Below are 21376 nucleotides of genomic sequence, written 5' to 3'. Positions count from 1 at the left end.
ATATAATTTATTTTGTGATCTACCTCTCGGCGGGCTCTGCGTGGTTTGCTTGTCTGTCACGTATTGGCGAAATTTTTGAAGCTGTTCTATGTTTTCGAGGTGGCCGAGGAAAAAGGATTGTTGGCCATGCATACCATAAGGACATTTAAGGAGAGCCCCTCAATGAAAAACCTACTATTAGCCGCGCTCGTCGTGGCGTCATTTTCCCTCTTTCCCGCTCTGGCTGCCGAACAGGTTTCTATACCTGCTGACACGGCCCAGGCGAGCCTGACCCAGGTTAATATCAATACCGCAAGCGCCCAAGAGTTGACTCAACTCAAGGGGATAGGTGAAGCTAAGGCGTCTGCCATTGTGGAATACCGAGACGCCCACGGTAATTTCAATAGCATTGAAGAATTAACCCGGGTAAAAGGTATCGGCCCCAAGGTGCTTGAACAGAATAGGGCGATCTTGTCTCTGTAGTGACATTTGTAGTGGCACTTGTAGTGGCGCCAAAGGTCGATGGAATTTAGCCCGCACTCGCGGGCTTTTGTTTATAGATTCGGCAGTTGGGCCTATTCTGGCGATTACTCTTGGTTATTGACTTGATCGCCGGGCTGCCATAGTAGATAATGCACGCCGTCTTAAGGATTTAATTGCTTAAGCATCTATGGTGACCCTAGGGTCCCCCCGCAATGATAACTTGTGAACTCGGCCAGGCCCGGAAGGGAGCAACCGCAGCAGGCGACTCATGTGCCGGGGTGTGGCTCTAGGGGAACCTCCAATTCCAACTATTATCAACGAGTTAACTCAGAAATACCTCAGGTGATACACTTGGTGGTACACTCGATGATAAATAGGTTATCTAAAAACCCTCCCTATCTGTTTCAATCTCGTCATGGCATCTGGTATGCGCGTATTGTCGTATCCACAGCGTCGTACTCAATGCTCACTAGGATATTCTGGGGAAGCGGGAAACCAGAAAGTCACTGGTCACCAGAGACAAATAGCCTGCTGCTGACTCTTGCTGCTAACTGCAACAGATAAGCTCTTACCTTGGCAGCCTCAGGATTCTTCCGTTTGAGTTTGCTCTTCAGGCAGTTTGGACTTTAAGAAGGCTCTCGATTTTTCCAGTGCCGTTTGGATCTCCTCCTTCATCTGCTTGAGTTCGTTATAGTCCTCGAAGAAGTAGGTATCGACCAGGTGACGTATGTAACGTACCGGCAGTTGGTTTAGGGTTACGCAGCAGAGATCGGCTAGATAGTCTTTGGGTAGCTCGTCAAATAATCCTTCATCAGACAGTATCTCCATCAACAACACTTCGTAATAATTGCGAATTTCCAGTTGCATAGGTCTCTCCCTCAGGCTCCGTTGTGGTTTAACTAAGCATAATCTAGTTTGCTACCATATGGCATGGGCGGAAATAAAAACTTGCGCGTGGCGCTCGGCGAGAACCTCTACCGCCTTGTTGTAACCGCCTCCGACGACGCAGGCGATGGGAATACCGGCCGCCTTGGCGCTTGTTAACACCAGCCTGTCTCTTTGGTAAATCCCCTCTGTGGTGATTTCGAGATGGCCTAACCTGTCATCCTGATGCACATCGACGCCTGCGTCATAGATAATCAGATCCGGCTGATAGAGGCGCAGCGCGAGTTCTAAGGTTTGTGCCACGGCCTCAAGATACTCATCGTCGGCGACACCTCGGCGTAATTCTAGATCGAGATCTGAGGTTTGCTTTCGAGCCGGGAAGTTTTCCTGGCAGTGAATGGAGCAGGTGTAGATCTCGTCATGAGCCTGACCCATGGCGGCCGTACCGTCGCCTTGATGCACGTCGCAATCGAAGATCAGCACCCTATCTATCCCCTCTAGTGTCTGGGCGTGTAGGGCGGCAGAGATCAGGTCGTTGAATACGCAGTAGCCGCTACCAAATTGATAGTGGGCATGGTGATAACCGCCGCTCAGTTGCAGTGCTACGCCGTGTTTGACTGCCAGCTCACAGGCGAGATGGGTGCCACCTATAGAGTAGAGTGTGCGCTGGATCAGTCGTTCACTCAGGGGAAATCCCAGTCGGCGCACGGCTTTATCGGGCAGGCGCTGCTCGATAAACTGCATGACATAGTCTGGGCAATGGATCGATTTAAGCCAATCCAGGTTAACGGCCTGGGGCGCGTGGAACGCACCTGGGTCGACTATCTGCTTATCCAGCAGGTATTGGTAGAGCGCTTGATACTTAGTGATGGGAAATCTGTGGTGTTGGGGTAACGCCAGCTGTGAATAGCTGGCGTGATAGACGAGCGGTACCATCTAGGATTTACAGCTGTTTAATTGCCCAGCTCATAAATTCTTTACGAGTCTTCTCGTCGGCATGTAACCACCAGTATTGCAACATCTGCTGAGCATGATCGGCATCGCTTGCATTCGGGTTGGCCGGCAATGTAGCGGGTAGGGTAACGGCTTCGACAGTGCCTGCCTGCGGTACCGGGGCACTTGCTTGCGCGGCAACGCCTGCGCCGGTCGCGGCAGCGGCAGCGGTTTCGATATCCTGACCCGAGTTGCCATTAAACAGCTTGCTGACGAAGCTGTCTTCTGTGATGTCAGTTTGGGTAACCTTGTAGTTAACGACGCCGCCATCGACACGGCTGATCACCACGGCGGGTGATTTGGCGAACGATTTGGGCTGCTTGATGATCTCGCCTTCGGCCGGTTGTAAGCGGTAGTCATAGTCGCCATCGACGGCCAGGGTTACGATGAAGGGAGATGATTTAACAAAGCTTTCGCTATCGCTGAAGTCGTCTTGCACCATGTCGTGATAACGGATAGCAATTTTATGCGTGCCTTGGCTTAACTCGAGATCAGATTTGTGATTAAACAGGCTGCCTTCTACCTTCTTGCCGTCTAGGGCAAGGTATTCGAATGCCATGGGGATGGTGAGGTTGGCAGCCATTGCCGATGAGGCACCAAGCAGAGCGATTAAAGCGGTGATTGGCTTGATTGATTTCATTGTTGCTCCTTAACGATTCTGATGCTTGTATGGGCGTTCGAACGCCTGAATACGATCTTCTATATAGCTGATAGCTTGTCGGCACTTGCCTAAGCGGCGGTGGACCAAAAGTATTTCATTTTGCAGTGCAATTTTGTCAGCACTATGACAGTTTTCAAGCTTAGATTGCAAATGCGCAATTTTTTGTTCAAAGGTGTGAACCCAGTTCATATGTTTGTTCAATTCTTCATAGAGCTGGTGGCTGTTATTCATCACTCCGGCGGCGATCCAGCTAAATCCACTCTGGGCATGGCTTTTCTGGCGACGTTTACGCGCATGAGCGATCCGCGAGGCTTTTTGTTGCTCGGCCGATTTCACCCCGAGTGTCGTGGTATTCAGGGCCCGCCTCAAGGCGGTAAACCTGTCCTGAATGCCCTCGCAGGCCAGGGTGATGGTGGTCGCCGATATATTGCCTTGGAGCAGCTTCTCGAGCTGAGCGATCTTCTTACTGAGCTGATCTATACAGGGAGAGAGCTTCGCGCCCGCCTGATTAAACAGGTTGTCATTAAATCGCTCGGTATCTTGTAGCAGCTTGCGCTGCCCCTTAGGCAATTGACTGTCGTGTTGCAGCACCTCTTGCTCTAACTGTTTCAGTTGGACTCGCAGGCGATGGATAAGTTCATTTGTCTTCATGCCCAGGCTCCCCATGCCAGATTAATGGCGATGAGTATCACTATGCTAATAAAAAGAGGGCGAATAAAGGGGACGCCAAACTTGATGGCAGTGCGGGCGCCGATAAATGAGCCGAGCATCATGCAAAGCCCCATCGACAGACCGACCATCAGATTCACCTGTCCCAACACCAGAAACACGCTCAGGGAGGTGAGATTACTAATCAGGGTCATGGCCCGGGCTAGGCCGCAGCTATTAAGCACCGGCAGTCGATATTGGGATACGCTGCTAATGGTCCAGAAGGCGCCGGTAGCCGGGCCTGCGAATCCATCGTAGAAACCAAGTGGTAGCCCTTGACGCCACTGCTTAAATTTGGAGGGTGCTTTTACCGGCGGCTCATAGCTGGGGCAGCCCATGGCGTTAGGTTTAAGTAAGGTATATACGGCCACGGCGATGATAAACAGCGGTAGCCACTTTTCCAGCCACTGATTGTCGATCAGGTAAACCACAAAGGTGCCTATTACGGCGCCGATAAAGGTGGCAATAGAGGCGTGATACCAAAACTTGGGGGTAAAAAACTGCTTACGATAATAGGTAAAGGCCGCCATGGAGGAACCAAAGCTGGCGGCCAGCTTATTGGTGCCCAGCGCCGTGTGTGGGGGAATGCCTATGGTGAGCAGGGCCGGGATCGACAGTAGGCCACCGCCACCGGCGACGGCATCGATAAAACCTGCGATAAAGCCGGTCGCAGCAAGAATCGCCCAGCTACCTGGGTCGAGTAATAGATCCAATGGTATTCCTATTCAATGACTTGTCGAAAGGGAGGCAGGGCATCCAGTAGAGACTTGCCGTAGCGTTTGGTCACTAAGCGGCGATCCAATATGGTGATCCTGCCATAATCCTCTTCTTTACGCAGTAATCTACCACAACTTTGGATTAATTTACGTGAAGCATCGGGGATAGTCAGCTGTAAGAAGGGATTTCCCCCTTTTGCCTTAATGTATTCCGCGTGCGCCTGTTCCACCGGTGAGGTGGGGACGGCAAAGGGCAGTTTAGTGATGATAAGGTTGGTCAGGTAGTCACCGGGAAGGTCGAGACCCTCGGAGAAACTGCCGGTGCCAAAGATGATGCTGACCTCGCCATTGTCACAGCGCGTCTTGTGATCTTGTAGCAGCTGTTGACGGGACGCCTCCCCCTGGATAAGCAGCGGCGACTTAATCTTGCTTCGGACCAGATCGGCCACCTTCTCCATCTGCCAGTAGGAGGCGAACAGCACCAGGGTGGCCATCTCACCATCAATAAGGGTAAGGATCTGCTCCGCCAGCTCGTCGGTATAGCGATCGTCCGTGGGTTCGGTGCGCATCTTGGGTAGATAGAGGGTGGCGTTCTGCTGGAAGTCGAACGGACTGTCCATGGCAAGATAGCGACTGCCATCATTGATGGAGAGCCCCACCTGATGGGTAAAGTGATTGAAATTGTTGAGTGCCCTTAGGGTGGCGCTACAGAGCACCACGCCGGCGGCCTTCTCCCACAGCAGGGTTTCGAGCATATAACCCACTTCGATGGGAGAGACATTAAACAGATAGTCGCTCTGCTTGCCCACAAGATGCTCTACCCAGCGGGCCATGGGGGCGCCCTTGGCGCTGTCTTCTTTGGCCATCATCTTCCACAGCTTCTGCAGGTTCTCAAGGCGCTGCAACATGAAGCCTGTCTCACTTAGTAGCTGTTCTGACTGGTGCTTAGGCAGCTCGCCATCCTTAATCGCCTCGTTGAGCAGGGCCAGCATCTTGTTAAATTGCTTGAGCGCGCTGCTGGATGCGGTAGCCAGGTTTTCGGCCAGCATGGTGAGCGCTGCTGGCAGCTTGCCGTGCTCGAAACGGATGCGCCGCTCAGGGTTATCAAATTTTGCCGCCTGGCCATCGCAATATTGCGCGACGCTGGTGAGTAGGCTGGTGAGATCGTTGATGTGATCCAACATGGCCTGAGCGGGGGCAATAATGTGGTTGCTCTTGAGTTGATTTTGCAGTTTGGCGCTGGTCTTGCCGACCTTTTCCAGCCAGTCAATGGCGCCCCTCAGAGTGGCCTGGGCGCTCGAGAAGTCTCTAGCCACCAACGGCAGGTGATGGGCCTCGTCGATCACATAATAGAGCTCTTCCGGGTCGGGCAGAATCACACCGCCGCCCAGCTCAAGATCGGCAAATAGCAGGCTATGGTTGGCGATCAGCACATCCCAGGTGTCGACATCTTCTCGGGCCTTATGGAAAGGGCAGTGTCTGTGGCTGGCGAGTTGTCGATGACAGCTGTGTTTATCGCAGGCGATCTGCTGCCACAGATGATCCGGTAGCGGCTGAGAGAGGGTATCGCGCTCGCCGTTCCAGCGACCCTCATGAAAATCTTTGAGCAGTTTTTGCAGTAGCTCGACCTGGCTATGGTCGGGTTTGGTCTGCCACATGGCCATCTGTGTGCCGTCATCGCCACCGATCAGCATCTCCAGCTTGGAGAGGCAGACATAGCGCTGACGCCCTTTTACCAAACCGAAGGTGAAGTTAAGCCCAGATTGATTGGAGAAGAAGGGCAGGTCCTTATTGAGCAGCTGCTCCTGCAGGGCAACCGTTGCCGTGGCGATACAGACCTTTTTCTTGCTGGCCAATGCCAGTGGAATCGCACCTAAGATATAAGCCAGCGACTTACCTATGCCAGTGCCAGCCTCGACCACTATGATACGCCTGTGCTTGTCATATTCACCCGCAAGTGTCTTGGAGATCTCTGCGACGATATAATTTTGTTCCCGACGCGATCTGAAGTTAGGCAGGGCGGCGGCAATATCTTTGTAAATCGTGCGGATCTGGGTTTTAACGTCGGCAGATAACATGAAGGCTTATGTCTGGCAAATAATGCTGTACATAATAACAGTGATTACATAGCCTAAGAAGAGTTGATGTGAGGAATTCACGACTTATTTGTCGTCAACAATCCTAATGTGTTGAATTAAATTGGAAAACAGCAAAGCTTGCATGATTTGAACACCCCTGTTTTCAGTGTAAAGGGACGGATCTTAACCCGTCACCACCTAGGCAGCGAATTACATTATTACCTCTGTACGGCCGACGGGCCGCTGCGGGTGATTGTGCCTCACGGCGAGCGGATCTGCTTTTGCCGGACTCAGGATGAGTTGCGCTTGCTCGATGGCAATCAAGAGAGTGGCTTACGCAGCGAGGCGCTTAATTTAACCACCTTCGACGACGAGCCGGTCAGCGCGCTCTATTTTGCTAATAATCAAAGTTTTAGGCACCTAAGCCGTGTGGCTACTGACAAGGGGATCGCCCTGTATGAGTCTGAGCTCAGGGCCGAGCAACGCTATCTTATCGAGCGCTACATCGCACTAGACGTCGAGTTTATCGGCCGCTGGCAGAATAGTTCCCATAGTCCTTGTCAGAGTGAACCGCAGACGATCCCCACGTTAATCGCCGAGCGGGCCAGACGCAGCGATTTAGCGGTTAAGCTGTCGGTGGTTTCGCTCGATTTCGAGTGTGCGATGGATGGCGAGCTTTTTAGCGTGGGTCTGTATGGACAATCGGCCAGCGGCGAGCCCTACAAACAGGTGATCATGGTGGGGGAGGCGTGTGAGTCGCCGCCAGACTATCTTCAGCTTGTGGTAGATGAGGCGGCGCTTATTAAGGCCTTGGTGGCCTGGTTCAGGCTGCATGATCCCGACATCATCATAGGTTGGGCCGTAGTCACCTTTGACCTGGCACTTTTGTATCGCAGGGCCAAGGCGCTCAATATTCCGCTAACGCTGGGCAGGAAGGGTACGCAGCTTTCGTGGCGTATCGATAACAAGTATCGGCCGGAGACCTTAATCCTGCCTGGGCGCGTGGTGCTCGATGGCATAGATTGGTTAAAGGCGGCTTTCTATCAGTTTGAGAGTTTTAGCCTGGAGTCTGTCGCCAGGGAACTGCTTGGTGAAGGCAAGGCGATTCATGATGTCAGCCATAGGGCGGAAGAGATAGCAATGCTGTTTCGTCAAGATAAGGCGGCGCTGGCTCATTACAATATTACCGACTGTCGTCTGGTTTGGGAGATCTTTGCCAAAACCGATCTGCTGGCCTTTGTGATGGAGCGCTCGCGTCTAACCGGCTTAGAGCTAGGTCGTGTCGGCGCCTCGGTGGCGGCGTTTAATAATCTTTATCTGCCCCATCTGCACCGCGCCGGCTATGTGGCGCCTAGCGTGCCGGTCAGCGATGGCATAGAGAGTCCCGGCGGCTATGTGATGGATTCCAAACCCGGTCTCTATCAACATATATTGGTGCTCGATTTTAAGAGCCTTTATCCCTCGATCATCAGGACGTTTTTGATTGACCCAAAGGGGTTGGTGGAAGGATTAAAAGCAGAGGCTAATGCCGGGGTAAAGGGAGCAAATGAAGGCAATGATACCGTGCCTGGCTTTTTGGGCGCCCAGTTTAGTCGCAATTCTCCTATTCTGCCTCAACTTATCGCCAGCCTGTCTGCCAAGCGGGAAGAAGCCAAGCGCGAAGCCAATGCCCCCCTGTCTCAGGCGATAAAGATTATTATGAACTCCCTCTACGGCGTGCTGGGATCTCGTGGCTGCGTATTCCATGATGCGCGCCTGGCAAGCTCAATTACCCTTAGGGGGCATGAGATCATGAAGCAGACCAAGCAATGGATTGAGGCGCAAGGCTTGACCGTGATCTATGGTGATACCGACTCTACCTTCGTGCATATCTCCTCGCCCGAGAGCGTAGGCGATATCGATACCTTTGCCAGGGAGCTGGTGGCATCAATCAACGAGAAATGGCGACTTAAGCTCAAGCAGGAGTTCCAGTTAGATTGTTATCTCGAACTTGAATATGAGCGGCATTTTGAGCAGTTTTTCATGCCGACACTGCGTGGCTCGACCGAGGGCTCTAAGAAGCGTTATGTGGGCGCCTATCGTCAGGAAGACCAAAGCCTCAAGCTGGTGTTCAAGGGGATGGAGCAGGTGAGGAGTGACTGGAGCCCCTTGGCGCGGGAAGTACAAGCCGAGCTCTATTATCGCCTGTTCGCTAAGCAGGATGTGCTCGGTTATTTGAAGCAGGTTGTGGATGCGCTGCAGCAGGGAAAGCTTGACGACAAACTCGTTTTTTCCAAACGCCTCAGGCGCAACATCGAAGACTATACCGCCAAGTCATCACCCCATGTGAAGGCGGCGACCCTATGGTGTCAGCGAAGTGGCGATGATAGCCATGGCAAGCGAGGTGAAAGAATAAGTTACCTGATGACGCAAAATGGTGCGGAACCAGTGCAGCATCTACTCGGAAATATCGATTATCAATATTATCTGGACAAACAGATAGCACCCATTTCTGATCCCATACTTTCAATTTTAAACACTAGTTTCAATAATCTTGTGGCGAAGCAAATGTCGTTAATTTAGTTGTTTTCTGGTTGTTGAGATAGCGATGAATTGTTAACACTTGGTGTAAAGTCTGAGTTTTCTGGATTTCTTTAGTTAACTTGGTGAAAAATAGCGCCGTTATTGTGATATTCGTCTTTGAGGGAATGCTAATCTTTTGCTAGTCTTTAGCTGAAATTGGAACGAAATAAAACAACGGAATGTCGCACAATAAGATAAAGCAAACTGAACATAACAAAAGGTTAGACTAACAGATGAAGAAGAGTGTAATAGCAACAGCGTTAGCGGCTGTCATTTTTGTCCCCGCTGCATCCGCTATCGAGATCTATAAAGACGATAAAAATGCGGTAGAAATTGGTGGTTTTATTGATGCCCGTGTTATTAACACTCAAGGTTCAACTGAAGTGGTTAACGGAGCGTCACGGATCAATTTTGGTTTCACTCGCGAGATGAGCGACGGCTGGAAGGCCTTCACTAAGCTAGAGTGGGGGATTAACCCTTTCGGTAACAGCGAAATCGTATACAGCAGTGAGAGTAACTTCGAATCTAAGAGTGGTGACTTTCTTAACAACCGTCTCGGTTATGTCGGTATCGCCCACGATCTCTATGGTAGTTTGACCATAGGTAAGCAGTGGGGTGCTTGGTATGATGTGGTTTACAACACTAACTACGGTTTCGTATGGGACGGTAACGCTGCTGGTGTATATACCTATAATAAGGCTGATGGTGCAGTAAACGGTGTGGGTCGTGGTGACAAGATCGTTCAGTACCGTAACAGTATCGGTGATCTGAGTTTCGCCGTACAGGCACAGTTAAAACATGACACTTTCTATACTGTGAAGCTGACCCCGATCTTCCAACTGATTGCAAAGAGCGTTGGGATAGCCAAGATCCTGTCTTAGATTCAGAAGAAGTTAAGTACGACTATACATATGGTGCATCGGCGACCTATCAGGTTAACGACAAGCTTTCTTTCTCTGCCGGTATTAACCGCGGCGAGTTTGATGTGACATTCAGAAAGACCTCTGAGCAGATCACTGCTGTCGATGTTATTTACGGTGTCGGTGCGACCTGGGGTAACTGGGATGCCGATGGCTTCTATGGCGCCGCTAACTTCAACAAAAACGAGAACCACGATACCGATAACCTGGGTCGTTTGATTAAAGACTCATACGGCGTAGAGACCCTGTTCTCTTACAAGTTTGAGAATGGTTTCCGGTCCTTTGTGTCTTACAACGTGTTGGATGCGGGTAAAGATTATGTGATCCAGCCAAACAATGTCGATCCTAATTCATCGTTCAAGCGTCAGTTCGTTGTGGTCGGTCTGCATTATGTATGGGATGTCAACACTGTCCTATATGTCGAAGGCCGAAAAGACTTTAGTGAGTTTGAAGGTGCGGATGCAGAGGCTCAGGCAAAGTTTGAAGAAGACGGTGTAGCAATCGGTATTCGCTATACTTTATAAGATAAGCACATTGTTATGTGCCAAGTGAATTGCATATCAAAGGCGCCCAATGGGCGCCTTTTTTCTTCCTAAATCATTTGATGGGACGTCCTAATATTCTAATCTACTTATGAAGTCGTTTTTTGAAGAAATAACTATTTGGCGGTGAGCCGTGTTACTCATCCGTGATTAAGTAATTTCAACTGTGAAAGCTGGTTGTTTTGTAATCAATTATTTACAGGGAATGTAGTGACTCTAGGTAAGTTAACTTGGAGGGGCTCATAATTGTTAAGACTTTCTTGCCTTTTTCATTCTGAACGTCTTTGTCATTTTCTCATAAAAGCTCTGCTTCAGCCTTGTCTAATTTAGTATTTTCTCACGCAAGCTGGTGTGGCTAAAAAATCGCAACCCCCTCTTTCTATTAGTTTTTTTTCTCAGAAAGCTTGTCAGGTTTGTAGCTAGAACTGCTGAGGCACGCTTAAGAAACTAAGGGTGCTTAAGATAACAAATTCAGGTCTTACCGTGATATGCGTCTACAAAATGAGCGGTTATCAATTAAATCTGTGAAAATACTGATGCCTTTGTTGATTAAATGTTTCATATGTGGTTTTATCTGTTGGCGAATGCACACAAGTGAAACAATTTTTGTTTATTTGTGTCTGCCTTCACAAAAGAATAAAAAATAAAGTCCAGGGAGAAACAACATGTATAAGAACAGCTTTTTAGCTAATTCTGTGCGTTTAGCACTAGTTAGTGGTGCTGCAGCTGCAGCTGCAGCTGTGTTCGTTGCACCAGCAGCCTTAGCCGCAGAGGTGGAATCTGCAGATAAAGTTGAACGTATCGAAGTTACAGGCTCACGTATTCGTCGTGTAGATATCGAAGGGGCATCGCCCGTAGAAGTTATCAGTGGTGAGGACTTTAAGGACCTAGACAGATATAGTGTTGCCGACGCATTACGTTCATCAACATTTAACAGTTTTGGTTCTATCGTACCGTCTTCTGGTTCAAGTGCCCAGTCTCAAGCCAGCGTAAACTTGTTGGGCGTGGGATCATCAAGAACTTTGGTTCTTATGGATGGTGTTAGACTCGCAGCATCGCCGACACTAGGTGGTAGCGCAATCAACATTAACCAAATTCCAATGTCAGTAGTAGAACGTATCGAAATTCTTAAAGACGGTGGTTCTGCTGTTTATGGTTCGGATGCTATTGCTGGTGTTGTAAATATCATCACTAAGAAAAACTATGAAGGTTTAAACATTACCGGTAGAGTGGCTCGTCCAGATGATAAAGGTGGTGAAGGACATGACTTCTCTATCACAACGGGTATCAGTAGTGATAAAGGTAACCTAACCTTCTCATTTGAAAAGCAAGTTCAAGAGCCGGTATTTGATCGCGACCGTCCATATACGGCACCGTTTATCGAAGATACTGATGGTAACGGCATCTTGAATTTATCGGGTTCAACTGGTGTTAGTACATACGGCGCAAGTATCAAAAATCCAACTACTGGACTTTGGGAAGCGTCACCTAAGTGTGCCGAACTTGCTGCAACTGTTGATGGGTTTGTAGGTGTGATGGAAAGCGGTGCAAACCAATACTGTGGTTTTGCTTATGCAGGGGTTTCTGCTAACCAAGCATCTACAGATCGCCAGTCAATTTTCGTGAACGGTAATTATGAAATTACGGATGATGTTCGCTTCAAGTCTCGTGCGATGATTACTGTAAATAAGTCTTTCGGACGTTACGCTCCGCCAGCGGCTGGTTGGAGTAATATTGCTCCTAACTCAGAACATAATCCATATGATGAAGCTACTAACGGTCGTTTCCGTTGGTATCAAATTGGTAACCGAGATGGCAAAGTTACCGATACGACCCAAGATTACATGGTTGGGTTAGAAGGTGATTTTGGCGAGACTGCTACTTGGGAAACTTTCTATCATCACAGTAATACAGACAATAATTCAGTTGGTGAGTTCTACTTAAGCTACTCAGGTCTTGCATACAATGAAATTAATGGTATTTCATTGGGAACTGAGCAAGGTGTTAATAACGCCAGAGCAACAACTTTGCAGCAAGACAAATATAAGCTTGATCAGTATTTTGTAGGTTTAAGTGTTGAGATGGGTGAGTTACCTGGTGGCGCTATTGGCCATTATATTGGTGCCGAAGGTACTAATATTCAGTATTCATCTACTGTCGATGCACAGTCTGAGGCTGGTTTGATTGGTGGTTCTGCTGGTAACAGTTCAGGACGTGACCGTGATATTTGGGCTGTTTTCTATGAAGGTAACTTCCCAATTGCTGAAGGCTTAGAGCTTAGCATTGCGGCTCGTTATGATGATTACTCTGACTTTGGTAGCAAACTTTCACCAAAAGCGTCATTGACTTATCGTCCAACGGATACCCTAATGCTTCGTGCTTCATATGGTGAAGGTTTCCGTGCCCCATCTCTTGCTACACTTTCGCAAGCAGATAGTTTCGCCGCTGATTTTGCGACAGATTATGTATATTGTCGTTCGCAAGGTATTGCAGATGGTGATTGTGATGAGCAGCAATATGATACAACACGTCAAGCAAATGGTACGTTAGATGCTGAAACATCTAAAACTATTAACTTTGGTGTAGTCTGGAGTGGTGTTGAAGGTTTAAGTGTAACGGCAGATTTCTATAACCTAGAAATTGATAACGCCATTAGATTTGTGCCGATTCAAGATATCATCATGATGGAACTATTAGGAACGGCTAACCCTGACCCTGATAAGATCACCGTTGACCGCGTTACAGATGGACCAAGTCAGCCAATTTTCAAAACCTCGACAGTTAATGGCCCAGGTTTAGAGGTTACAGGAACTAATTTCAACATTGCATATCTTGTTGAAACAGGTGTCGGTGATTTCCGCTTTAATTCTTCTACTAACTACTTTTTCGAATATAATCAAGATTCGTATGTAGGTGGTCCAGTGCAAGATCAAAGTGGATTCGAGTTACAGCCTGAATACAGAACTCAGTTCACAACTAGCTGGTCATATCAGGATCACTCTGTCTCTTGGAACATGGACTATGTACCATCAACGGGTGGATACGAGACTCCTGCAGCTGATTCAAATGGTAATCTGACCGGAGCTCTGGTAACTAACGGCAAGAACGATAGCTTCCTTGTACACAACGTCACTTATACCTACGATGGTGGTATTTGGGGTAAGTATACTGTAGGTGTTCGTAACTTGACCGATGAAGATCCTGTCCTGAATTCAAACGGCGAATATGGCAATGGTTATGATGCATTATACAGTGCAGGTCATATTGGACGTACTTACACATTCGGCGGTGAGTGGAACTTCTAATAGTTACCTTTAACGTAGATATGTTGATGAAACCCCACTGAGAAGTGGGGTTTTTTTTGGCAAAACGATAACCACCTCCTATGGAGGTGGTTATCGTTCCGTCTGGGTCATGCCCGTATTTTCTCTTGGACCGTCTCTCTCGTATTTTCAATCTTTCTCTGCTTACTCAAAACACCTTTGTTATTATGTAGTTGAATGGTGATGTGATTCTGCTGGTTTAGGTATGGCCATTGATGGAATGAATTAGGAAGAGTAAAAACTAGAATAATGTTGCTGACAACGAGAGTAGGCCATAGATCACACTAAAATCTTTATCGATACAAAGGAACCCTTATCGGGTGCCTCAAAAGCAAATCCACCTGCTATGCAGGTGGATTTTTACTGCCTATTTTTATTTTTAATAATGCAGGCTGATGTTAGATTGAGTGAAAAGTCGTTGCTTGTATTTTTCGTAGATTATTGAGTATTGAACTTACATTATAAGGGGTATTATGGTAGAGCATGAGAGTAATTGTCATTGGAGTGAATATTGGCAACAGGGCCATCTAACATCTTTTGGTGATAGTTTTAGCGGAAACTACTCAGGTGTGCTAGAGACAGTATGGCATCAAGATTTTAAGGGGTTGCCCGACGGGTTCAAAGTATTGGATCTGGCTACGGGGAATGGTGCCCTTCCGCTTCTGTTAAATCAGTTCTTTACTGGATCACAGAAGACCGGCGAGGTGATAGGTGTTGATCTGGCTCAAATTAATACCGAGTTAGCCAAGGTAGAACTAAATAGTAATATCGAAGTTTCTCTGGTCTCTCATATCGATTGTGCCTCTTTGCCCTACGCCGATAATCTTTTTGATAAAGTTATTTCGCAATTCGGTTTGGAATATTCGGATTTAACAATTTCTATACCGGAAGCTCTTCGTGTTTTGAAGCCCGGCGGCACGTTAAGTCTGGTTACACACCATAGTGGCTCTTTAGTTATCAGGCGCAATAAGCAAATTTTAACCTTGATCTGCCGGGATGAAATTAAGGCTCTTTTTGCCACTATGGAGGCGCTAGTCTTGCAAATGGGAAATTTAGCCAATGGCGAGGATTTGAAAAAAGTTAAGCAAAATCCTGAGTGTGAGCGTTTAAGGCATGCGTTAAATCAATATATTTCCGCTCTTGCTGAGTTTGATGAAGAGGCGTTAAAGGATAGTGAGCTGCTAGGCTACGTGGCGACAATTTTTCAGCAGGGATTATTTTGGTCTTTGGAAAAAAAGATGGCATACCTGAATTTTGCAAGGACTCAAATTACTACGTTAAAAGAGAGGTTGTCGGAATTGGTTGCCGCATCGCTTGATGAAGTCGCCCTGTCTTCTCTGTTGGCCGAGCTTATCGAAAACGGCGGAGCGCTTTTCTCTCTTAGCCAAATAGTAAGCGATGAGGAGCAGATTTTAGGGTGGAAGATAATGATAAATAAAACTGTTTAACAAGCGAGAGGTTCAAGTCGATGATATTTGGGGAACAGGTTTGCAAGATTGCCGTGGATTAACGTTTGGACCGCAAAAGTTTATACGAATGCATTTCTTTATCGTCGCCGGTTATCAAGTTGTTAATAAGTTTTTTGTTTATTGTTAATTCAAATAGCGTTGTAAATTCATGTATTTAGGCGACTTGTCTCGTTTGAACTTAAGAGAATTTGCTTAATTTGTAATTATTAACTTGTTTGAAAAAACACCTCTTGTAGTTTTTTCGCTGTCTAAGAGCTTTTTCTACTAGTTTTAGCCGTTTCCAAATGTTGACACAGGTCAACATTTTGTGAAATGATGCCTGCGGGTCTACACCTTTGAAGGGTGTAGAAAAGGGAAGATAATAACTAACAATCACAAGAGAAATGCACACTTATGGTGGCGGAATTCGTGCAAAAATAAGCAGAAACCCCGTGTTGCCGATAAGTTAAACCTTTTATTTTTCACTTCAAATTGGTTGGGAACTATGTCCAAGGTAAGCAATAGAACTAAAATCGCTACAGCGCTCATTGGCGCGCTGGCCTTAGCAGGCAGTAACTTAGTGGTTGCCGATCCACTTTCTGATGTTCAGAAGGCGGATTCGAAAATTCATGCAGATGCAGCCGCATCTCAAAAGAAAGTTGATAAGTATTACGATCAAGCGCAAGACATGGCGTTTGAATATGGCCAAGTTGCAGATACTCGTGAGTCAACTAAGTCATACAACGATTATGTAGCTGGCCTGGTCGCTGACCAAGAAGCCACCATGAAGCTTATTCAAGAAGATATCAACGGTGTTGATAAGCTACGTCAGGGTGTTGTACCACTAATGTTCAAGATGGTTGATGCACTAGAGCAGTTTATTGCTCTGGATCTACCATTCAACAAAGAAGCTCGTGAAGCTCGTATCAAGCGTCTTCGTGAGACCCTAGATACAGCTAACGTAACATTGGCTGAAAAATATCGTTTGATCCTAGATGCTTATAACATCGAGCGTGAATACGGTTCTAAGCTGAATGTTGAAACTGGTAAGCTGCAACTTGATGGCAAAGAGATCCTAGTTGATTTCATCAACTTCGGTCGCGTTGCTTATTATGCGCAAAGCCTAGATCAAAAGTCTGCGTGGATGTTCAATCCTGAGACAAAAGCATGGGATAAGCTAGAAGATAGCTACCTGCGTAACATTACTAAAGCAATTCGCCAGGCTCGTGGCCAGGGTGCTCCAGATATGTTCGCGTTACCAATCCCAGCTGCGGAGGCTGCACAATAATGAAAAAGTTAATCTCTACAGCAATCGTTGCTGCAAGTCTATCTTTAACTGCTGGCATGGTGAGCGCTGCTGATGCGCCTAAGAACATCGACCAGCTACTAAAGCAAGTTCAAACCGATCGCGCTAACGCTGCTAAAGTAAACAAGAAGCGTGAAGCAGAGTTCCAAGCTGAGCGTGGCGATAAAGCTGCACTGCTAAAGCGTGAAAAAGCGGCTCTAGCTGCTGAAGAACAGCGCGGTAAAGATCTTTCTCAAGCATTTGCCGATAACGAGCGTAAAATCGCTCAGTTAGAAGAAGACCGTAAGATTGCTCAAGGTGACTTGGGTGAGATGTTCGGTGTTGTAAAGGGTGAAGCCGGTGATTTCGCTGGTAAGCTTGTTTCTTCAAACGTCAGTGCGCAGTATCCAGGTCGTGATGCTTTCATCGCCGAGCTAGGTGCTCGTAAAGAACTGCCAAAGATCGAAGAGCTAGAAAAGTTCTGGGAAGAGCAGCTATTCGAAATGGCTGAGTCTGCTAAAGTGGTTACTTTTGACGGTGCCGTAACCGGTATTGATGGTAATGTTCACAATACTAAAGTAACTCGTGTTGGTGCCTACAACCTTCTAGCCGACGGTCAGTATGTTGTTTACAACGCCGACCTAGGCCTTATCCAACAACTTTCACAGCAGCCAGGTAGTGAACAGGTAGCGAGTGTTAAGGGTTTCGAAGGCCAAACCTCTGGTGTTCATAAGCTGTTCGTTGACCCTGCTCGTGGTGTTCTACTAAACGTGTTCACTCAGAAGGCAACTATCGAAGAGCGTATCGAAGCCGGTGGTACTATCGGTTACATCATTATCGGTCTGCTTGTTCTTGGTGCCCTGATCTCTATCGAGCGTCTGGTTACTCTATACGTTGTTGGTGCGAAAGTTAACGCACAACGTAAGGACATCGAAAACCCAGGTAACAACCCACTTGGACGCGTACTTAAGGCATACCATGACAACAAAGATGTTGACGTTGAAACCCTAGAGCTGAAACTTGACGAAGCGATTCTGAAAGAAACTCCAGCACTTGAAACTCGCATCTCTATCATCAAGGTTCTAGCGGCTATCGCCCCTATGATGGGTCTACTTGGTACCGTAACAGGTATGATTGCAACCTTCCAGAGCATCCAGCTATTCGGTACTGGTGATCCTAAGCTAATGGCTGGTGGTATCTCTATGGCACTGATGACAACCGTACAAGGTCTGGTTGCTGCGCTTCCGCTAATGCTAATGCACGCTATCGTGATTGCACGTAGCAAGTCAGTTGTTCAAGTACTTGAAGAGCAAAGTGCAGGTATCGTTGCCGAGCACGCTGAGAAGAGGAACGCCTAATGATGCTATACCTGATGGACATCTGGGATTCCGTCAGGGGCTTCATGGCCTCCGGAGGTGACGTCCTCTGGTTGGTTGCGGCAGTGCTATTCCTCATGTGGGTGTTAATGCTTGAGCGCTATTGGTATCTCAATCTGATTGCGCCAAAAGAGCACAAGAACATTATCACCGCATGGGACAAGCGAGAGGATTCAACCTCTTGGCATGCACACCGTATCCGTGAAGCTTGGGTATCCCAAGCGAAACAAGATATGAATGCTCGTATGCTGATTATCAAAACCTTAGTAGCCATCTGTCCAATGATCGGTCTACTAGGTACCGTAACCGGTATGATACAGGTATTCGATGTGATGGCAGTTCATGGGACGAGTAATGCTCGTATGATGGCAGCTGGTATTTCAATGGCAACCATGCCGACAATGGCGGGAATGGTCGCAGCGTTATCGGGAGTATTCTTTAGTACTCGCCTAGACGCCAAGATGAAAATCAGTATGGAAAAGCTAAAAGATAGCCTGCCACACCACTAGAGAGAGATTGAACATGGCACGTAAAAAGCATTCAAGTATAGAAGAAGAAGCGCAAATTGATATGACACCGATGCTCGACATCGTGTTTATCATGTTGATCTTCTTTATCGTAACAACGTCGTTCATTAAGCCATCTGGTCTTGACTACAACAAGCCAGAGGCTTCTCAAGCGACAACTCAGAAGTCGGCAAACATCTTTATCGGTGTAAGCAAGACAGGCGTGATTAAGATGGAAAACCGTCAGGTCGACATCGAGCGTGTAACAGCAAACGTTGAACGTATGTTGGCTGAATCACCAGAAGCGGCTGTATTGATCGAAGCAGATAAAGAAGCTGAACATGGCATTGTTGTTAAGGTTATGGACAATGTGAAGAAAGCTGGAATCAGCAAGATTTCGGTATCAGCGGGGAAAGACTAATATGCTGAGAGGAATAGTATCATTATTAGTTGGTGGTGCTGTTACTTTCGCCCTGTTTGTTTTCATGGCCTTCTTGGTCGGTGGCGGCGCGAAACGCGCCGACACTGCTACTGATTCTCCGGTAATTGAGATCAGTATGGATAAACAGGATACGAAAGTGCAGGACAAGCCTAGGGTAAAACCTAAGCCGCCTACACCGCCTGAGCAGCCACCTTTACCAGATACGCCGCCGCCTGATAGCTCATCTGACATAGATACAAATATGTCTTTCAACATGACGGGTGTCGTAGCAGGTGCAGCATCTACCGGCTTTAAGCTGGGTAATATGATGACTCGTGACGGTGATGCCACACCTATCGTTCGAATCGAGCCACAGTACCCGATTGCTGCAGCACGTGACGGAAAGGAAGGCTGGGTACAGCTTAGCTTTACCATCAACGAACTAGGTGGTGTTGAAGATGTGCAGGTGATCAATGCCGAACCTAAGCGTATCTTTGATAAAGAGGCTAGGCGCGCACTGAAGAAGTGGAAGTACAAGCCAAAGATTGTTGACGGTAAAGCCCTTAAGCAACCTGGTATGACTGTACAACTAGACTTTAAACTTGATGGAGGCAAATAGAGATGCAAAAGGTTAATACACTTGCAGCCGCACTATTGCTTGCCATTGGTGGTAGCCTAGTCGTTGTACCAGCAGCAAGCGCAGCTGAAAAATGCCCTATTGAAAAGCGCCAGTCAAAGGCTGTAGGCCAAAGCTCGGCAAAGAAAGTGCAAAAGTCTTTCGAAGCTTATCAAGAAGGCAATATCGACGAGGCAATTGCTGTACTGCTTGAAGCTAGCCCACGTGATGCTTTTGATAAGGCCTATATTGCCCGTATGTTGGGTAACTTTTATGCCGAAAAAAATCAGATGGGCACAGCGATCAAGTACCTGAAGCAAGCCGTTGACGCTGATATTCTTGGTGGTACAGACCATGGTGCAACCCTACGTCTATACGCCGACCTGTTGATTCAGGAAAAGAAGTTTAAAGAGTCTATTCCTTACTACTACGAGTGGATGAAGTTTACCTGTAAAGAAGATCCGCAAGTGTATCGTCGTATAGGTATTGCTTATTCAGAGCTTAAAGAGTGGGATAAGGTGCTTAGCGTTGTCGATAAAGGGCTAGCTATCAGTACTAAGCCAGATAAAGGCTTGTACCAGATGAAGCTGACTGCTTACTTCAACAAGAAAGATTATAAAAATGCGATTAAAGTCCTAGAGACTATGGTGCCTCTTTTCCAAGAAGATGGCCGTCTATGGGTACAGTTAGCGCAGTTTTATTTGATGACTGAAAGCTATGATAAGTCATTAGCAACCTACGACTTAGCTTATAAGAATGGATTTTTAGAGACTGCGGGTAATATCACTCGTCTGTCCCAACTGCTGGCGCAAAACGGTTCTCCATACCGCGCTGCTAAAATCTATGAAAAGCATATGAAGAGTGGCCTAATTAAAGAAGATGAGAAGACATTCTCTATTCTGGGTGGCTTCTATCACAATGCTAAAGAGCTAAAGGAAGCGGCGGAATATTATGGCAAGGCTGCTGCCGTCAATAATGATGGTAAGCTTTACCTTAAGCAAGCTCGTCTACTGACGCTGCGTGAGCAACACAAAGAGGCAATCCCTGTGCTGAAAAAAGCATTGGCTGCTGGTGGTGTGAGTGCAGGTGAAGTTGAGTTTGAGCTAACCTTGGCTTATCTGGGTACAAAGCAGTATAAGGCGGCATATAATGCTTGTTTGAAAGCTGCTAAGGATGAGAAGACTAAGCGTACCGCTAACAGTTATCTTGCCTATATCAAGGAAAAGGCACGTATTTATAACGTAGACCTTTAAACTTGAACATAAAAAGCCCCGCAAGGGGCTTTTTTTATGCCGACAGATAAGCGTTTAGTTCAGACAATGAATAGCCGTGTGATTGTTCTTCTGTCCCTCAAGGGTGTGGGTGAGGGTGCGTACATCTTCAAATAGGTTTTCTATGTTTAGGCCACTCTCGGGTTGGCAGAGACAGCCGGCGAGTTCATAGTCAATACGGGCCGTATGTTTGCGTTGGTAGTCCTGATTAAACTCCGTTATTTTCTGTTCTATGCGGGCGATAACGATCTCTGTCCCTTCTCTATCTATGTTAAACAGCCCTAAGGCAAAGTTATCTTGATTTAGCCTGGCTACTAGATCCGTTGTCCTTAATATCGCTTCTTGAACCTGTTTCATGAATAATTCCAGTAAATGAGGTTGCTTTACTGTTTCATGAATGTGTGGGCAAAGATACAATAAGGCCAGCGACTGGCGTTCACGTATATGGCGGTGCCACTCACGGTTAAATACCTCCATAAAATAGGTTTGGTTGTAAACGCCAGTTTCGGGATCTCTGAATCCAGAATTACTAAATGAGTAAATCATTAGCTCGCTCCTCAGATATACCTAAGGTAAGTATAGAGAACAACAATCACTTGCACA

General features: G+C 47.2%; 17 protein-coding genes, 1 other RNA gene and 1 pseudogene. 12 read left to right on the top strand and 7 right to left on the bottom strand.

The annotated features are described in order from the left end of the window. Positions 1 to 162: 162 nt before the first annotated feature. Complete coding sequence (locus L1D47_RS05175; protein ID WP_041509562.1) at positions 163 to 462, top strand: ComEA family DNA-binding protein; 300 nt, start codon at positions 163 to 165, stop codon at positions 460 to 462. Positions 463 to 658: 196 nt separating this feature from the next. After that, an RNA gene (gene ffs, locus L1D47_RS05170) (signal recognition particle sRNA small type) lies at positions 659 to 755 on the top strand. 289 nt (positions 756 to 1044) lie between these two features. On the opposite strand, the gene L1D47_RS05165 is transcribed toward ffs, so the two are convergent. The 6 genes from L1D47_RS05165 to dinG are packed head-to-tail and all read right to left on the bottom strand — an operon-like array spanning position 1045 to position 6503. Continuing rightward, positions 1045 to 1329, bottom strand: a complete 285-nt coding sequence (locus L1D47_RS05165; protein ID WP_239882838.1) for a late competence development ComFB family protein — start codon at positions 1327 to 1329, stop codon at positions 1045 to 1047. Between the two features lie 51 nt (positions 1330 to 1380). Continuing rightward, positions 1381 to 2283 carry a histone deacetylase gene (locus L1D47_RS05160; RefSeq protein ID WP_239882837.1) on the bottom strand — a complete coding sequence of 301 codons (903 nt, stop codon included), beginning with the start codon at positions 2281 to 2283 and terminating at the stop codon, positions 1381 to 1383. 7 nt (positions 2284 to 2290) lie between these two features. Then, positions 2291 to 2980, bottom strand: a complete 690-nt coding sequence (locus L1D47_RS05155; RefSeq protein ID WP_239882836.1) for a DUF2057 domain-containing protein — start codon at positions 2978 to 2980, stop codon at positions 2291 to 2293. Between the two features lie 9 nt (positions 2981 to 2989). Beyond that, positions 2990 to 3652 (bottom strand): primosomal replication protein, encoded by a 663-nt coding sequence (locus tag L1D47_RS05150; RefSeq protein ID WP_239882835.1) that lies wholly within the window; start codon positions 3650 to 3652, stop codon positions 2990 to 2992. Further along, positions 3649 to 4422, bottom strand: a complete 774-nt coding sequence (locus tag L1D47_RS05145) for a TSUP family transporter (RefSeq protein ID WP_041509404.1) — start codon at positions 4420 to 4422, stop codon at positions 3649 to 3651. Before L1D47_RS05145 ends, L1D47_RS05150 begins: the two co-directional genes overlap by 4 nt. Before the next feature lie 8 nt (positions 4423 to 4430). After that, positions 4431 to 6503, bottom strand: coding sequence for an ATP-dependent DNA helicase DinG (gene dinG / locus L1D47_RS05140; RefSeq protein WP_239882834.1), 2073 nt, complete (start codon positions 6501 to 6503; stop codon positions 4431 to 4433). A gap of 147 nt (positions 6504 to 6650) precedes the next feature. Here dinG and L1D47_RS05135 point away from each other — a divergent pair, with 147 nt between their 5' ends. The 10 genes and pseudogenes from L1D47_RS05135 (at position 6651) to L1D47_RS05090 (ending at position 20755) form a co-directional block, all read left to right on the top strand. Further along, positions 6651 to 9065: a DNA polymerase II gene (locus tag L1D47_RS05135; protein ID WP_239882833.1), complete on the top strand. Its 2415-nt coding sequence runs from the start codon at positions 6651 to 6653 to the stop codon at positions 9063 to 9065. 233 nt (positions 9066 to 9298) lie between these two features. After that, positions 9299 to 10509, top strand: a pseudogene (locus tag L1D47_RS05130) (porin). A 683-nt stretch (positions 10510 to 11192) separates the two neighbouring features. Beyond that, positions 11193 to 13832, top strand: coding sequence for a TonB-dependent receptor (locus tag L1D47_RS05125; RefSeq protein ID WP_239882832.1), 2640 nt, complete (start codon positions 11193 to 11195; stop codon positions 13830 to 13832). Positions 13833 to 14323: 491 nt separating this feature from the next. Beyond that, positions 14324 to 15298, top strand: a complete 975-nt coding sequence (locus tag L1D47_RS05120) for a class I SAM-dependent methyltransferase (RefSeq protein WP_239882831.1) — start codon at positions 14324 to 14326, stop codon at positions 15296 to 15298. A 505-nt stretch (positions 15299 to 15803) separates the two neighbouring features. After that, positions 15804 to 16586, top strand: a complete 783-nt coding sequence (locus L1D47_RS05115; RefSeq protein ID WP_239882830.1) for a DUF3450 domain-containing protein — start codon at positions 15804 to 15806, stop codon at positions 16584 to 16586. Continuing rightward, positions 16586 to 17941: a MotA/TolQ/ExbB proton channel family protein gene (locus L1D47_RS05110; protein ID WP_239882829.1), complete on the top strand. Its 1356-nt coding sequence runs from the start codon at positions 16586 to 16588 to the stop codon at positions 17939 to 17941. The genes L1D47_RS05115 and L1D47_RS05110 overlap by 1 nt, the downstream gene beginning before the upstream one ends. Beyond that, positions 17941 to 18468 (top strand): MotA/TolQ/ExbB proton channel family protein, encoded by a 528-nt coding sequence (locus L1D47_RS05105; protein WP_011866273.1) that lies wholly within the window; start codon positions 17941 to 17943, stop codon positions 18466 to 18468. Before L1D47_RS05110 ends, L1D47_RS05105 begins: the two co-directional genes overlap by 1 nt. Positions 18469 to 18481: 13 nt before the next feature. Then, the gene (locus L1D47_RS05100) at positions 18482 to 18886 is read left to right on the top strand and encodes a biopolymer transporter ExbD (protein ID WP_239882828.1); all 405 of its coding nucleotides are present in this window, start codon (positions 18482 to 18484) and stop codon (positions 18884 to 18886) included. A gap of 1 nt (position 18887) precedes the next feature. After that, positions 18888 to 19505, top strand: a complete 618-nt coding sequence (locus L1D47_RS05095) for an energy transducer TonB (RefSeq protein ID WP_239882827.1) — start codon at positions 18888 to 18890, stop codon at positions 19503 to 19505. Positions 19506 to 19507: 2 nt separating this feature from the next. Further along, positions 19508 to 20755: a hypothetical protein gene (locus L1D47_RS05090; RefSeq protein WP_239882826.1), complete on the top strand. Its 1248-nt coding sequence runs from the start codon at positions 19508 to 19510 to the stop codon at positions 20753 to 20755. A gap of 54 nt (positions 20756 to 20809) precedes the next feature. Here L1D47_RS05090 and L1D47_RS05085 read toward each other — a convergent pair whose 3' ends face one another. Beyond that, positions 20810 to 21319 (bottom strand): diguanylate cyclase, encoded by a 510-nt coding sequence (locus L1D47_RS05085; protein WP_239882825.1) that lies wholly within the window; start codon positions 21317 to 21319, stop codon positions 20810 to 20812. Positions 21320 to 21376 lie beyond the last annotated feature (57 nt).

The organism is Shewanella sp. Isolate7, assembly GCF_022398425.1.
GTDB lineage: Bacteria > Pseudomonadota > Gammaproteobacteria > Enterobacterales > Shewanellaceae > Shewanella.
This window is presented reverse-complemented; position numbering and strand designations above follow the sequence as displayed.

Coding starts and splice junctions, on each gene's coding strand:
- L1D47_RS05175 (WP_041509562.1), top strand. CDS start 163: ATGAAAAACCTACTATTAGCCGCGCTCGTCGTGGCGTCATTTTCCCTC.
- L1D47_RS05165 (WP_239882838.1), bottom strand. CDS start 1,329: ATGCAACTGGAAATTCGCAATTATTACGAAGTGTTGTTGATGGAGATA.
- L1D47_RS05160 (WP_239882837.1), bottom strand. CDS start 2,283: ATGGTACCGCTCGTCTATCACGCCAGCTATTCACAGCTGGCGTTACCC.
- L1D47_RS05155 (WP_239882836.1), bottom strand. CDS start 2,980: ATGAAATCAATCAAGCCAATCACCGCTTTAATCGCTCTGCTTGGTGCC.
- L1D47_RS05150 (WP_239882835.1), bottom strand. CDS start 3,652: ATGAAGACAAATGAACTTATCCATCGCCTGCGAGTCCAACTGAAACAG.
- dinG (WP_239882834.1), bottom strand. CDS start 6,503: ATGTTATCTGCCGACGTTAAAACCCAGATCCGCACGATTTACAAAGAT.
- L1D47_RS05125 (WP_239882832.1), top strand. CDS start 11,193: ATGTATAAGAACAGCTTTTTAGCTAATTCTGTGCGTTTAGCACTAGTT.
- L1D47_RS05120 (WP_239882831.1), top strand. CDS start 14,324: ATGGTAGAGCATGAGAGTAATTGTCATTGGAGTGAATATTGGCAACAG.
- L1D47_RS05115 (WP_239882830.1), top strand. CDS start 15,804: ATGTCCAAGGTAAGCAATAGAACTAAAATCGCTACAGCGCTCATTGGC.
- L1D47_RS05110 (WP_239882829.1), top strand. CDS start 16,586: ATGAAAAAGTTAATCTCTACAGCAATCGTTGCTGCAAGTCTATCTTTA.
- L1D47_RS05105 (WP_011866273.1), top strand. CDS start 17,941: ATGATGCTATACCTGATGGACATCTGGGATTCCGTCAGGGGCTTCATG.
- L1D47_RS05100 (WP_239882828.1), top strand. CDS start 18,482: ATGGCACGTAAAAAGCATTCAAGTATAGAAGAAGAAGCGCAAATTGAT.
- L1D47_RS05095 (WP_239882827.1), top strand. CDS start 18,888: ATGCTGAGAGGAATAGTATCATTATTAGTTGGTGGTGCTGTTACTTTC.
- L1D47_RS05090 (WP_239882826.1), top strand. CDS start 19,508: ATGCAAAAGGTTAATACACTTGCAGCCGCACTATTGCTTGCCATTGGT.
- L1D47_RS05085 (WP_239882825.1), bottom strand. CDS start 21,319: ATGATTTACTCATTTAGTAATTCTGGATTCAGAGATCCCGAAACTGGC.